The organism is Pseudomonas sp. PvP001 (assembly GCF_040546375.1).
GTDB classification, from domain to species: domain Bacteria; phylum Pseudomonadota; class Gammaproteobacteria; order Pseudomonadales; family Pseudomonadaceae; genus Aquipseudomonas; species Aquipseudomonas coleopterorum.
Genome location: NZ_JBEPNQ010000001.1, coordinates 599,893 through 612,597 on the forward strand (window position 1 = coordinate 599,893; position 12,705 = coordinate 612,597).

General features: G+C 63.1%; 12 protein-coding genes and 2 pseudogenes. 12 read left to right on the forward strand and 2 right to left on the reverse strand.

The window, feature by feature from the left end; translation table 11 throughout:
* Positions 1–45 precede the first annotated feature (45 nt).
* The 3 genes and pseudogenes from ABMD26_RS22085 to ABMD26_RS02640 all read left to right on the forward strand — a co-directional run.
* Positions 46–519, forward strand: a pseudogene (locus ABMD26_RS22085) (methyl-accepting chemotaxis protein); the annotation flags it as partial.
* 63 nt (positions 520–582) lie between these two features.
* Positions 583–1,707, forward strand: a complete 1,125-nt coding sequence (locus ABMD26_RS02635) for an alkene reductase (RefSeq protein WP_134721135.1) — start codon at positions 583–585, stop codon at positions 1,705–1,707.
* Between the two features lie 54 nt (positions 1,708–1,761).
* Entirely contained in the window at positions 1,762–2,091 is a 330-nt protein-coding gene (locus ABMD26_RS02640) for an ArsR/SmtB family transcription factor (RefSeq protein ID WP_049859220.1), read from the forward strand.
* A 24-nt stretch (positions 2,092–2,115) separates the two neighbouring features.
* Here ABMD26_RS02640 and ABMD26_RS02645 read toward each other — a convergent pair whose 3' ends face one another.
* Complete coding sequence (locus tag ABMD26_RS02645) at positions 2,116–2,529, reverse strand: winged helix-turn-helix transcriptional regulator (protein WP_134721137.1); 414 nt, start codon at positions 2,527–2,529, stop codon at positions 2,116–2,118.
* An 85-nt stretch (positions 2,530–2,614) separates the two neighbouring features.
* Here ABMD26_RS02645 and ABMD26_RS02650 point away from each other — a divergent pair, with 85 nt between their 5' ends.
* The gene (locus tag ABMD26_RS02650; protein ID WP_134721139.1) at positions 2,615–3,469 is read left to right on the forward strand and encodes an SDR family oxidoreductase; all 855 of its coding nucleotides are present in this window, start codon (positions 2,615–2,617) and stop codon (positions 3,467–3,469) included.
* A 64-nt stretch (positions 3,470–3,533) separates the two neighbouring features.
* Here the strand turns inward: ABMD26_RS02650 and ABMD26_RS02655 are convergent.
* A pseudogene (locus tag ABMD26_RS02655) lies at positions 3,534–4,740 on the reverse strand (MFS transporter).
* Positions 4,741–4,855: 115 nt separating this feature from the next.
* Here ABMD26_RS02655 and ABMD26_RS02660 point away from each other — a divergent pair.
* From ABMD26_RS02660 to ABMD26_RS02695, 8 genes are all read left to right on the forward strand, one after another.
* Positions 4,856–5,479, forward strand: a complete 624-nt coding sequence (locus ABMD26_RS02660) for a TetR/AcrR family transcriptional regulator (protein WP_134721143.1) — start codon at positions 4,856–4,858, stop codon at positions 5,477–5,479.
* 264 nt (positions 5,480–5,743) lie between these two features.
* The gene (gene paoA, locus ABMD26_RS02665; protein WP_090362117.1) at positions 5,744–6,394 is read left to right on the forward strand and encodes an aldehyde dehydrogenase iron-sulfur subunit PaoA; all 651 of its coding nucleotides are present in this window, start codon (positions 5,744–5,746) and stop codon (positions 6,392–6,394) included.
* Entirely contained in the window at positions 6,391–7,341 is a 951-nt protein-coding gene (locus tag ABMD26_RS02670) for an FAD binding domain-containing protein (RefSeq protein ID WP_354307536.1), read from the forward strand. The genes paoA and ABMD26_RS02670 overlap by 4 nt, the downstream gene beginning before the upstream one ends.
* 56 nt (positions 7,342–7,397) lie before the next feature.
* Positions 7,398–9,608: an aldehyde oxidoreductase molybdenum-binding subunit PaoC gene (paoC, locus tag ABMD26_RS02675; protein WP_354307538.1), complete on the forward strand. Its 2,211-nt coding sequence runs from the start codon at positions 7,398–7,400 to the stop codon at positions 9,606–9,608.
* Positions 9,609–9,642: 34 nt separating this feature from the next.
* Entirely contained in the window at positions 9,643–10,557 is a 915-nt protein-coding gene (locus tag ABMD26_RS02680; RefSeq protein WP_134721150.1) for a LysR family transcriptional regulator, read from the forward strand.
* Positions 10,558–10,656: 99 nt separating this feature from the next.
* The gene (locus ABMD26_RS02685) at positions 10,657–11,145 is read left to right on the forward strand and encodes a MarR family winged helix-turn-helix transcriptional regulator (protein ID WP_134721152.1); all 489 of its coding nucleotides are present in this window, start codon (positions 10,657–10,659) and stop codon (positions 11,143–11,145) included.
* Positions 11,146–11,300: 155 nt separating this feature from the next.
* Complete coding sequence (locus ABMD26_RS02690; protein ID WP_134721154.1) at positions 11,301–11,720, forward strand: organic hydroperoxide resistance protein; 420 nt, start codon at positions 11,301–11,303, stop codon at positions 11,718–11,720.
* Positions 11,721–11,864: 144 nt separating this feature from the next.
* On the forward strand, positions 11,865–12,692 hold the full coding sequence (locus tag ABMD26_RS02695; RefSeq protein ID WP_056843013.1) for an EamA family transporter: 828 nt from the start codon (positions 11,865–11,867) through the stop codon (positions 12,690–12,692).
* Positions 12,693–12,705: the final 13 nt, after the last annotated feature.

The following is a 12,705-nucleotide window of genomic DNA, read 5'->3' on the forward strand; positions in this document are numbered from 1 at the left end:
AAAGTCGCCGAGCAGGGCGCCGAAGTCATTCAGCAGACGGCGGTGGAAATGCGCCTGATCGCCGACCATATCGAGTCCTCTGCGCGCCTCGTGGGGCAACTGGGTGATCGCTCGGAGCAGATCACGGCGATCGTCAACACCATCCGCAGCATCGCTGACCAGACCAACCTGCTGGCCCTCAACGCAGCCATCGAAGCGGCGCGCGCCGGCGACCAGGGTCGCGGCTTTGCCGTGGTGGCCGACGAAGTCAGGCAACTGGCGGGGCGCACCAGTCGGTCGACCAGCGAGATCGCCGAGATGATCGGCAAGATTCTGGCCGAGACCCGGGATGCGGTGACCAGCATCAACTCCACCCACGAAGGCGCGCAACGCGGTGTCTTGCTGGCGGAACAGGCCGGCCTGGTCATTCTGCAGATCCGCACCGGTACCAGCGATGCCGTGGAGGCGGTCAGCATGTTCGCGTCCAAACTGGATGAATCGGAGGTCATTCCAAAGACGGCAGTTGGCTGGATGGGCTGATTCACATAAACACATTCGAATGTGTTAATGTATGGCCACTTTCAATAGCCCTACGGAATCACCATGACCGACGCCAGCTTGTTCACCCCTCTCACACTCGGTGGCCTGACGCTCAAGAACCGCATTGCCCTCCCTCCTCTGACGCGGTCCCGGAGCAGCCAGCCGGGCGACGTCCCCAATGCCTTGATGAGCACCTATTACCGGCAGCGCGCGAGCGCCGGGTTCATGATCACCGAAGGCACGCAGATAGAACCACGCGGCCAGGGTTATGCCTGGACGCCTGGCATCTACAGCCAGGAGCAGATTGCCGGCTGGCAACAGGTGACCCGCGCCGTTCATGAAGAAGGCGGTGTGATCTTCTGCCAGCTCTGGCACGTCGGGCGGGTGTCCCATGACAGCCTGCAACCTGACAACCAGCCACCCGTCGCGCCCTCCGCCATTGCAGCAACGGCGGTGAAAGTGTTTATCGAGACCGGCCCCGAAACGGGCGAGCTGGCAGACCCCAGCCTGCCTCGCGCACTGTCCACGGCAGAGGTCAAAGCGCTGGTGGAGTTGTACCGCGTGGCCGCCGTGAACGCGAAGGAAGCAGGCTTCGACGGCGTCGAACTGCATTCGGCCAACGGTTACCTGCTCAATCAGTTCCTGTCCGAACACACCAACCAGCGCACCGACGAATACGGCGGCTCTCTGGAAAACCGTCTGCGCTTTCTGCGTGAAGTGACCGAAGCGGTGATCTCCGTGTTCGGCCGCGAGCGTGTCGGCGTGCGTTTCGCGCCGCTGTTCGAAACCACCGAGGAGGCCCGTGTCTACCTGGGCCTGGTGGAAAGCGATCCTCATGCCACCTACGTTCAGGCGGCGGCCATGTTGAATTCGCTGGGGATCGGTTACCTGTCCATTGCCGAAGCCGACTGGGACAATGCTCCGGAGTTGCCTGTGAGCTTCCGCCAGGCACTGCGCGAAACCTTCGACAATCCGATCATGTATTCCGGCTGCTACACCCGGGAAAAAGCCGAACGGGTGCTCGCTGACGGTCATGGCGATCTGTTCGGATTCGGCCGCACGTTCATCGCCAACCCGGATTTGCCGAAGCGCTTCGCGCACGGCGCACCCCTCAATCCGGTCGACCACGCAACGCTTTATGGCGGTGGAGAACGGGGTTACATCGACTATCCGTTCATGACCCCTTAAAATAAATGCTTCCGGGCGGGTTCACCCTCGCCCATCACAGGGTCAGGCATCCACATGACGGCGTTGAACGAGGCATTGAAAGTTCTATCCAGCCCTACGCGGCGAGCCGTCCTGACCTGGCTCAAGGATCCTCATCGATCGTTCGCAGGCTACAGCCAGCTGTACGATTTCAGTGTCCACGGCGTCTGTGCCAGCCTGATTCAGGACAAGGCCGGGCTGTCGCAGCCGGCCACCTCCATCTGCCTCAAAGCCTTGCTCGACCAAGGTTTCGTCGAAGCCAGCAAAGTGGGCAAATGGACCTACTACAAACGCAACGAGGAGCAGATCACGGCGGCGATGGCCGGGTTGCTGACCGATCTGGAAGTCGACATCGCGGATCGATAGCGGCCGCCGCTGGCGCACGCTCCATCATGCCGAGTTCTGGTCCTGCGCTTCGCGCCCTCTTTTGAAATCCATGATCTGGGGCAGGTTGTCCTCGATCCAATCCACCACCGTTTCCAGCTTCGCAGCGGCCTGAGTGCCCAGCGGCGTCAGGCTGTACTCGACGTACGGTGGTACCACCGGCAGCGCCAGACGCTGCACCAGTCCGTCGCCTTCGAGCCGTTGCAGCGTCTGGGCGAGCATCTTCTCGCTGACGCCGCCGATCTTGCGCCGCAGCTCGCTGAAGCGATGGGTGCCTCCCAGCAGCACCACCAGCACCAGCACGCCCCAGCGACTGGTCATGTGCTGGAGTATTTCCCGCGAAGGACAGTCCGCCTGCAAGACTTCGCCGCGACGCAGCTTCTCGGCAAAACGGTGCGAATCGCTTTCAGCATGAGACATGGCACTTACCTTTTCGTACGTACTTACTTTTCGTAAGCTTCTATTTTAGCATCGGATTTTCTTCAACGAGAATCGAGGTGCTTTCATGATCGCCATTACCGGTGCCACGGGCCAATTGGGCCGCCTGGTCATCGATGCATTGCTGAAAAGCCAGAAACCCGCAACCCTGATCGCGTTGGTGCGTGACCCGGCCAAGGCGCGCGACCTGGTCGCCAAAGGCATCGCCGTGCGGGCAGCGGACTACAACGAACCCGACACTTTGCACAGCGCGCTGACAGGGGTGGAGCGTCTGTTGCTGATCTCATCCAGTGAAGTCGGGCAACGCCGTGCACAGCACCGCGCCGTCATCGAAGCCGCCCGGTCGGCAGGCGTGAAATTGCTGGCCTATACCAGCCTGCTGCATGCCGACACATCGACGCTCGGCCTGGCCTCGGAACATCGCGATACCGAACAGGCACTGGCCGAGTCTGGCCTGCCCCATGTCATCCTGCGCAATGGTTGGTACAACGAGAATTACACGGCCGGCGTTGCACCGGCTGTCGAACACGGCGCGATCCTGGGCAGCGCGAGAGACGGCCGAATTTCCTCGGCAGCCCGTGTCGACTACGCTGAGGCCGCAGCGGCGGTGCTGACCCGCGACGACCAGGCCGGCAAGGTCTACGAACTGGCCGGCGACGACAGCTACACCCTGGCCGAGCTGGCTGCCGAAGTGGCGCAACAGTCAGGCAAGGCCGTCGTCTACAACGACCTGCCGCAGGCGCAGTACCAAGAGGCGCTGGTCAGTGTCGGCCTGCCTGTCGAATTGGCGGCGATGCTGGCCGACTCGGACGCCGGCGCAGCCAAAGGTGACCTGTACGACAACAGCCGGCAGTTGAGCCAACTGCTGGGTCACCCCACGACACCGATTGCTCAGTCGGTCAGCGCCGCCCTGAAACACTGATCAACGCTTCAGGGATCGGCAGGGGCAAGGGCGAGTTTGAAGCAGCGCCCCTGCCCGCCTGCCTTCAATGACCGCTGACCACTTGCGCGGAAACCCGACCTCCTCCGGCAAATCCATGCACTCGCGCCTGGTAGGCAATGCCCAGGCCGATGAGCGTCAAGGCCAGCAACACCCAGGGAAACGTACCCACGCCCCAATGGCCCAACAAGACGCCCCCCAGTAACCCACCGCCTGCAATCGCGCTGTTCCAGACCACGACATTCATCGACAGGGCCACATCGGCGCCCCTACCTGCGGAGTCGGCCAGTGCCGTCTGCAACAGGGTGGCGGCGCCGCCAAAGGTCAGCCCCCAGATCACCACGCCCAGGTAAATCGCGATCGCCGAGGTCATGAACAGGCCGAGGAATACCGCCACGGCAGCAAAGCTGGCCAGACTGAACAGGACCGCTGGGCGCAGATGACGATCGACCAGACGCCCCGTCACCCAGATGCCCACCAGCGCGGCGATGCCGAAGGCCAGCAGGACCAGATCGACATCGTTGGCCAGCCCCGCCTTGGCTACGAAAGGTGCGATGTAGGTGTAGAGGATGTTGTGCGCCAGCATCCAGGTGAACACCACGCCCAGCACCGGCCGCACCCCGGGGGGTGAAAAAGACCTCGTGCAACGCCAGCCGCTGGGTCGAAGACTGCCCCGGATAGTCCGGCACCTTGACCAGCACCCAGCCGATCAGCACCAGCGTCAAGACGGACATCAACGCAAACGCCATGCGCCAGCCCATGAAGCCGCCCAGCCAGGTACCCAGGGGCACGCCCAGCGACAGCGCAATCGGCGTGCCGATCATCGCCACGGCCAGCGCCCGGCCCTGCAGTTGCGGCACGACCATGCGTCGCGCATACCCGGCAATCAAGCTCCAGGCCAGACCTGCCGACACACCCGCAAAGAACCTGGCAACCAAGGTCAGTGCGTAATGGGACGACCAGGCAGTGATGGAATTGAACAGTAGAAACCCTGCGATCGTCAGCAGCAGGACGGTTCTGCGCCGCCAGCTCTGCGTCGCGATGGTCAACGGGATGGCCGCCAGCAACGACCCCAGGGCATAGACGGTCACCATCTGGCCGGCCAGCGACGGCGAGATGCCCAGGCCGCTGCCGATCTGCGGGAGCAGGCCAGCGGGCAGCGTCTCGGTGACGATGCAGATGAAACCGGTCATCGCCAGGGCCAATAAAGCGCCGAGCGGGAGTGTGTCGCGTTGTGTTTCATCCGTGGTCATCCGGTGTGCTCCTCTGGATTTATATATCGATCGATATAAATCTAAACAAGCCGCTCAGCATGGTCAACCACTTATGTATCGTTTAGTATCTATGTACCAACGAAGGAGATCCGACATGGCTCAGATGGGACGCCCTCGCACGTTCGACCGAGACGAGGCAATCACTCAGGCGATGCACCTGTTCTGGGAGCATGGCTACGACGCCACCTCGCTCAGCCAGCTCAAGGCCAGCATTGGCGGGGGTATCACCGCGCCCAGTTTCTACGCCGCCTTCGGCTCCAAGCAGGCGCTGTTCCATGAGGTCGTGGAGCGCTATCTCAGTACCCACGGCCGCGTCACGGAAAGCCTGTTCGATCCCGCCCTGCCTCCCAGGACGGCCATCGAGCGGACCCTGCGCCGCTCGGCCAGCATGCAGTCCGAGGCCGGTCACCCAACCGGATGTCTGGTCGCGCTGGGCCTGATGAGCGCCTGTTCGGCCGAGAGCAGAATCATCTCCAAGCCGTTGGTGAACGCGAGAAATGCCAACCGGGCCGGCCTGCGCACCTGCGTCGAGCGCGGAATCAACACCGGTGAACTCCCGAAAACCGTGATCCCTGAAGTGCTTGCCACCGCGTTCGACAGTTTTCTGCTGGGCCTGTCGACCCTGGCTCGCGACGGTGTGACAGGTGCCACCCTGGACGCAGCGGTCGATCAGATGATGGGACTATGGGACAGCCTGAGCACAGGTCGCGATGTCTGATCGCCGTTCGGGTCAGCCCCGACAGCGTTACGATGAACGCTGGCCTCTGTGATTTTCCCTCCACGCCATTACTGAGCGTCATTCACTACTTCATCCCGCCCATCGACGTTATCGCCACTCGCCTGATGCCTTAACCTTGAAGGGTGTAGGGGATCTGCTTCAGCAACTGCTGGATTCACCTGCCTCAATCCGACGTGTCCTTTGCGTGGGTCATTGTTGTTCGTGCCGACGGACATTGCTGAAGGAGAGAGTGATTTGGATCATCTGCAGCCCAAAGACGGCCTCAGGCTGTCTCGCCGACAGGTACTGGTGGGAACGGCAGGCTCGGCCGTGTCGATGGCCCTGTCGGCTGCGCCCGTGAACGCCGTCGAGCCCGGCAAGACGGCCGCGCAGGCACCGGCGAGCTCTTCTGTGACCTTCACGTTGAACGGTCGCCGGCAGACCCTTGAGGTGGACAACCGAACCACATTGCTGGATGTGTTGCGCGAGCGCTTGAAACTCACCGGGACCAAGAAAGGCTGCGACCATGGCCAATGCGGCGCCTGCACCGTGTTGGTGGAAGGACGCCGGATCAATGCATGCCTGAGCCTTGCGGTCATGCATGAAGGCGACAGCATCACCACCATCGAAGGCCTGGGCACGCCGGAGCGTCTGCACCCGATGCAGGCCGCCTTCATCAAGCATGACGGCTATCAATGCGGCTACTGCACGCCTGGACAGATCTGCTCGGCGGTGGCGGTGCTGGCCGAATTGAAGGCCGGCATTCCCAGTCACGTCACCCAGGACCTGATCGCGCCGGTGGTGCAGACCCCAGCCGAACTGCGTGAACGCATGAGCGGCAACATCTGCCGCTGCGGCGCCTACTCCAACATCATCGATGCCATTGCCGAGGTTGCGACGGGGGAAACCGCATGAGGTCATTTACCTACGAGCGTGCGACGTCGCCCGAGCACGCCGTCGCGGCAGCAGCGGCCAACCCCGCAGCGCGCTTCATTGCCGGGGGCACCAATCTGCTGGATTTGATGAAGCTGGAGATCGAAACCCCACAGCACCTGATCGACGTCAACGGCCTGGCCTTTGATACCCTCGAGGCCACGCGCGAGGGTGGTTTGCGCATCGGCGCGCTGGTGCGCAACACCGACCTGGCTGCCGCGCCCGAAGTCAGGCGCGACTATGCCGTGCTGTCCAGGGCCCTGGTGTCGGGCGCATCCGGGCAGCTGCGGAACAAGGCGACCACGGCGGGCAATCTGCTGCAGCGAACGCGCTGCTCGTACTTCTACGACACCAACCAGCCCTGCAACAAACGCCGTCCCGGTACCGGTTGCTCAGCGCTGGGCGGCATGAGTCGTCAGCAGGCCGTGATCGGTGTCAGCGATGCCTGTATCGCCAGCCATCCCAGCGACATGGCGGTGGCCATGCTGGCACTGGATGCCGCTGTCGAAACCCTGAACGCCAGCGGCCAGACCCGCACGTTTCCGCTCGCGCAGCTCTACAAGGCGCCCGGCGATACGCCTCACTTGGAGTACACCTTGACCCCGGGCGAATTGATCACGGCGGTCATCCTGCCCAAACCGGCAGGCGGCAGACACATCTACTACAAGGTCCGTGACCGCGCCTCGTACGCCTTTGCCCTGGTCTCGGTGGCGGCAGTGGTGCAGCCGGATCGAACGGGACGGATCGCGCTAGGAGGCGTCGCCTACAAGCCGTGGCACGACGTCGCCGCAGACGCTTTGCTGCCTCAAGGCGCGGCCGCAGTGAGCGCCCGCCTGCTCGGCGACGCCCGCCCCACGACGCAAAACGCATTCAAGGTGAAACTCGCCGAGCGCACCCTGGGTCTGGCACTGGCTCAAGCGTCGTCGTAACGCCGCCCATTGCATGTCGCGCTGGCCGACCGGCGAACCGAACAGGAAGACTGCCCATGAAATTCGATACGCCCGCGACGACCAATCCGATCGATCAGCTCAATGTCATCGGCCAGCCCAAAGACCGTATCGATGGCAAGCTCAAGACTACTGGCACCGCCACCTACGCCTATGAGCAGAATGCGGCGGTCACCCATCCTGCCTATGGTTATGTGGTCGGGGCGGCGATCAGCAAGGGGCGCATTTTGTCGATCGACTCGGAGCAAGCCAGGCAGGCATCGGGCGTGATCGCTATCGTTACTCATGAAAATGCCGGCAAGCTGGACAAGGGCGAGTTCTATGTCAGCCGGGCGCTGGGCGGCCCCCAGGTGGATCACTATCACCAGGCCGTGGCCATCGTGGTGGCCGAAACCTTCGAACAGGCTCGCGCGGCGTCTGCACTGCTGCGCATCTATTACGTTCGGGAGGCTGGACAGTTCGACCTGAAAGCACAGAAAGACGCGGCAAAAACGCCGCCGCCCGCCGCCTTCGGTCCCCCCGCGAAAACCGACGTCGGCGATTTCGACGGCGCGTTCCAACGTGCGGCGGTGCAACTCGACGAAACCTACAGCACCCCGGATCAGGCTCACGCCATGATGGAACCCCATGCCACCATCGCTCAATGGCAAGGCGATCAGCTGACCCTCTGGACCTCGATCCAGCAGATGAACTGGGGCGTTCGCGACTTGGCCAAGACACTCGGTATCGCCAAGGAGCAGGTCCATTTGATCTCGCCCTACATCGGCGGCGGTTTCGGCGGCAAGGGTACGATCCTGTGCGACGCGGTGCTGGCGTCGCTCGCGGCCAGAGAGGCCCGGCGCCCGGTCAAGGTCGCCCTGCCCCGGCCGCTGATGTTCAACAATCTGACCCACCGCCCGGCCACCCTGCAGCGTATACGCATCGGTACGGACAGCAATGGCAGCATCACTGCCATAGGTCACGAGAGCTGGTCGGGCAATCTGCGCGGAGGCCGTACCGAACCGGCGACGGCGGCGACCCGCTCGCTGTACGCAGGCGCGAATCGTCTGACGCGCCTGAAACTGGCCGTCCTGGATCTGGCCGAGGGCAACGCCATGCGCGCGCCCGGTGAGGCGCCAGGCATGATGGCGCTGGAAATCGCCATGGATGAAATGGCCGCCAAGCTGAACATGGACCCTGTCCGGTTTCGGGTCATGAACGATACGCAGGTCGATCCCGAACAACCCACCCGACCCTTTTCCAAGCGTCAGTTGATCGAGTGCCTGACCCTCGGCGCCGAGCGCTTTGGGTGGAGCAGACGGCGCCCGGCGCCGGCTCAGGTCCTGGAGGACGGCTGGTTCATCGGCATGGGGGTGGCCTCGGCCATCCGGGGCGCGCCGACGAGCAAATCCGCCGCTCGCGTACGACTCGACCGGCAAGGCCGGGTCACCGTGGAAACCGACATGACGGACATCGGCACCGGCACGTACACCATCATCGCCCAGACCGCCGCTGAAATGATGGGTGTGGATATCGATCGCGTCGAGGTTCGTCTTGGGGACTCGCGATTCCCCGAGTCCGCCGGGTCAGGCGGCCAATGGGGGGCGGCCTCCTCCACCGCGGGTGTCTATGCCGCCTGTGTGAAGCTGCGCGAAGCCGTTGCGCAGAAACTCGGCCTGGACCCGGTGACGGCCGAGTTCGTCGATGGCCAGGTGCGCGACGCCGGCGCCAGCTTTGCGCTGGCCAGCGCTGCGGCGCACGGCGATATCGAGGCTGAGGATCTGATGGAATATGGCGATTTGGCCAAACGCTTCTCCCAGCAGACGCTCGGTGCGCACTTCGTCGAGGTCGGGGTGAATGCAGCCACCGGCGAGATTCGCATCCGCCGCCAACTGGCGGTGTGCGCCGCCGGCCGTATCTTGAATCCGAAAACGGCACGAAGCCAGATCATCGGCGGCATGACCATGGGCGCCGGCGCGGCGTTGATGGAGGACATGGTGGTGGACCATCGCCTGGGTTTCTTCGTGAATCACGACCTAGCGGGTTACGAGGTCCCCGTGCACGCCGACATTCCCCATCAGGAGGTCATCTTTCTCGATGAAGTCGACCCGTACGCAACGCCGTTGAAAGCTAAGGGGGTGGGTGAGCTGGGCATCTCCGGTGCGGCGGCCGCCATTGCCAATGCCATCTACAACGCCACTGGGGTGCGGGTTCGGGATTATCCGATCACGCTGGACAAGCTCATCGATCAGTTACCCGCTTCTGTATGATTGCCCTTTCAAGTGCTCCGCTAGCGGGTGATCCATGCAACTGAGTCGTGCGAACCTGGCTGACATCATCTATTTCCTGGCCATTGCCAAGCACCAGAGCTTCAGCCGCGCGAGCGTCGAGGTCGGCATCAGCGCTTCGGCGCTCAGCCACGCGATGAAAGGCCTGGAGGCACGCCTGGGCGTTCGCCTGCTCAATCGCACCACCCGCAGCGTGACCCTTACCGCTGCCGGCGAAGAGTTGCAGGGGCTCGTCAGCCACCCACTGACCGACATCAGCAACGCCCTGGAGACCCTCAACCGGTTGCGCGACGAGCCCGCGGGTCGCATTCGTTTGAACGTCCTCAGCGATGGCGCGAAATTACTGCTCGGCCCTGTCCTGCCGGTGTTCGTGGAGCGCTATCCCGACATCGAAGTGGACCTGACCGTCACCAACCGGATGATCGATGTGATTGGCGAGGGCCACGACGCAGGTATTCGTTTCGGCGGCACGGTGCCCAGCGACATGATCGCGCAGCGACTGTCCCCGGACGTGCGCTGGAGCGTGGTGGGCACACCCGGCTATCTCGAGCGTTTCGGTGTGCCCACCCATCCCGAGCAGTTGAAAGCCCATCGGTGCCTGAAGATCCGCCTCGGCAATGCGCGATTGTATGACTGGGAGTTCGTCAAGAACGGCCAGAAACTCGAAGTGCAGGTACCCGGCGCGATCACCATCGACGAAACCCGCGTCGGCGTTGCATTGGTCACCCGAGGAGCCGGTCTGATGTACGTACCTGAACGTGTCATCGCCCGGTACGTCGAGGACGGTACCGTGCAGGAGGTCCTGAAGGACTGGGCCCACACCGATCCCGGCTTCCACATCTACTACTCGAGCTTTCGACAGGTGCCCGTCGGCCTCCGGCTGCTGATCGATCTGATCCGGGAGCTGGAGCCCATGGGGCCGCTGCCTTGACGCCGCCAGGACCGTCGGTTGAGAGGGCGACATACGATCTTATTGCGCGCTAAATATATCGACGCTAACTTAGGCTCATTTGCAGTTCAGGATGATTCCATGAGCGTCGACGACAGCTCCTCCATTGCACCCGTCGCAGAGCGCAGCCACCTGTTGCTGGCCAACCAGCTGTGCTTTTCCCTGCACTCCACGTCGCTGATGATGACCAAGGTGTACAAACCGCTGCTTCAGGCCCTCCACCTGACCTATCCGCAGTACCTGGCCATGCTGGTGCTATGGGAGGAGGACGGGCTGACCGTGTCTGACCTCAGCGCCAGGCTGCTCACCGATCCGGGCTCGATGACGCCCCTGCTCAAGCGGCTTGAAGTCGAAGGCTTGATCATGCGCACCCGCAGCAGGGAAGATGAAAGGGTCGTCCGGCTTGTGCTGACCGACGCCGGCAAGGCGCTTCACGAGAAAGCCGAGAACATCCCGGCCTGCATTCTGGCGGCGTGCGGCATCGCGCAGCAGAAACTGGAAGCCCTGCAAGGGGAGCTTCTGACACTTCGCAGCCAGCTTCAGGCGAGCCTGACTCCGCCAGATCAATAAAAAATCCAGGCGAATCAGAGCGTTGTCGCCGCGCATGAAAAACTTCGAAATATTATCTTGCGCACTAAGCATTAGCGCGATAAATTAATCCCAGCTGCCCAGCCCGCACAGGTAAAGCTGGCGGCACCTCAATCCTGTCCTGAAGAGATAAATCCATGAACGTTCTCTATACCGCAACCGCAACTGCCACCGGTGGCCGTGATGGCCGTGCTGTCTCCAGTGACCAGATCCTCGACGTGGCACTGGCAACTCCGAAAGAACTGGGCGGTGCCGGCGGTGCAGCAACCAACCCGGAGCAGCTGTTCGCGGCGGGCTACTCGGCCTGCTTCATCGGCGCCCTGAAATTCGTCGCCAGCCAGAGCAAGCGTAGTGTGCCGGCCGACACCTCCATCACGGCCAAAGTGGGCATCGGCCAGATCCCCGGCGGTTTCGGTCTGGACATCGATCTGCACATCCACCTGCCAGGTCTGGAACAGGACGACGCCGAAGCGCTGGTCGAAGCGGCCCACCAGGTCTGCCCGTACTCCAATGCCACCCGCGGCAACGTCGACGTTCGTCTGCACGTCACCGTCTGATGCACCCCTGCGATCGCTCTGATCGCAATGGCTGGCCCCGCAGTTCGCCTGAACTGCGGGGCCTCCTTACACGCTGCTGATGTGATATCGACGGCAAGCAAACTTCGCTGTCCTGCCTCCTGCTTGCTGGCCTAGAATGCCGCAATGCCCATCTCCACTGTCTCCCTCGTATTATTCGCCGCCCTGTTGCATGCCGGTTGGAACGCCCTCCTGCGCGGTGGCGCGGATCGGCTCTGGTCGATGACCGTCATGTGCCTGGCCGTGGCCGCGACCTGCATCGTGCTGGCCTTGTTCATGCCTGTCCCGGCCCAGGCAAGCTGGCCCTATGCCGTGCTCTCGGGCGTGCTGCACGTGGGCTACAACCTGTTTCTGGTGCGCAGCTACCGGATGGGCGACCTCGGGCAGACCTATCCGGTTGCCCGCGGCTCGTCGCCGATCCTGATCGCGCTGGGTGCAGCGATATTCGCCGGCGAGCACATCCAGGCCAGTGCCTTGGCCGGCATCTGCCTGGTCTCGGGCGGGATCATTCTGCTGGCCTTCAGCAAGGGCAAACTGGCCGTTCCCAGCCTGCCATACGCCCTGGGCACCGGCGCGTTCATCGCGGCCTATAGCGTCACCGACGGCATCGGTGCGCGCCTGTCCGGCGCCCCCATGGCCTATACCGTGTGGATGTGTGTGCTGTGGGGAGTGCTGATGCCGATGGTGTATATCGGTCGGCGCGGAGCGCGCAGCCTGTTTGCCTATCGTCCCGGAATGGCGACGGCTGCCGCCGGTGGCCTGGTGTCGCTGCTGGCCTACGGCATCGTCATCCAGGCGATGACCGATGCGCCCATGGGCATGGTCTCGGCGCTGCGCGAGACCAGCGTGCTGTTCGCAGCCTTGATCGGCTGGTTCTTCCTGGGCGAGAGCCTGACCGTGCGCAAGGTGCTGGCGTGTACGATCATCGCCGCAGGCACCATCATCATCGGTTGACCGCCCAGGCTTG

Excerpts from the sequence above, each read along its gene's own strand:
- ABMD26_RS02635 (WP_134721135.1), top strand. The coding sequence starts at position 583 with ATGACCGACGCCAGCTTGTTCACCCCTCTCACACTCGGTGGCCTGACG.
- ABMD26_RS02640 (WP_049859220.1), top strand. The coding sequence starts at position 1,762 with ATGACGGCGTTGAACGAGGCATTGAAAGTTCTATCCAGCCCTACGCGG.
- ABMD26_RS02645 (WP_134721137.1), bottom strand. The coding sequence starts at position 2,529 with ATGTCTCATGCTGAAAGCGATTCGCACCGTTTTGCCGAGAAGCTGCGT.
- ABMD26_RS02650 (WP_134721139.1), top strand. The coding sequence starts at position 2,615 with ATGATCGCCATTACCGGTGCCACGGGCCAATTGGGCCGCCTGGTCATC.
- ABMD26_RS02660 (WP_134721143.1), top strand. The coding sequence starts at position 4,856 with ATGGCTCAGATGGGACGCCCTCGCACGTTCGACCGAGACGAGGCAATC.
- ABMD26_RS02670 (WP_354307536.1), top strand. The coding sequence starts at position 6,391 with ATGAGGTCATTTACCTACGAGCGTGCGACGTCGCCCGAGCACGCCGTC.
- paoC (WP_354307538.1), top strand. The coding sequence starts at position 7,398 with ATGAAATTCGATACGCCCGCGACGACCAATCCGATCGATCAGCTCAAT.
- ABMD26_RS02680 (WP_134721150.1), top strand. The coding sequence starts at position 9,643 with ATGCAACTGAGTCGTGCGAACCTGGCTGACATCATCTATTTCCTGGCC.
- ABMD26_RS02685 (WP_134721152.1), top strand. The coding sequence starts at position 10,657 with ATGAGCGTCGACGACAGCTCCTCCATTGCACCCGTCGCAGAGCGCAGC.
- ABMD26_RS02690 (WP_134721154.1), top strand. The coding sequence starts at position 11,301 with ATGAACGTTCTCTATACCGCAACCGCAACTGCCACCGGTGGCCGTGAT.
- ABMD26_RS02695 (WP_056843013.1), top strand. The coding sequence starts at position 11,865 with ATGCCCATCTCCACTGTCTCCCTCGTATTATTCGCCGCCCTGTTGCAT.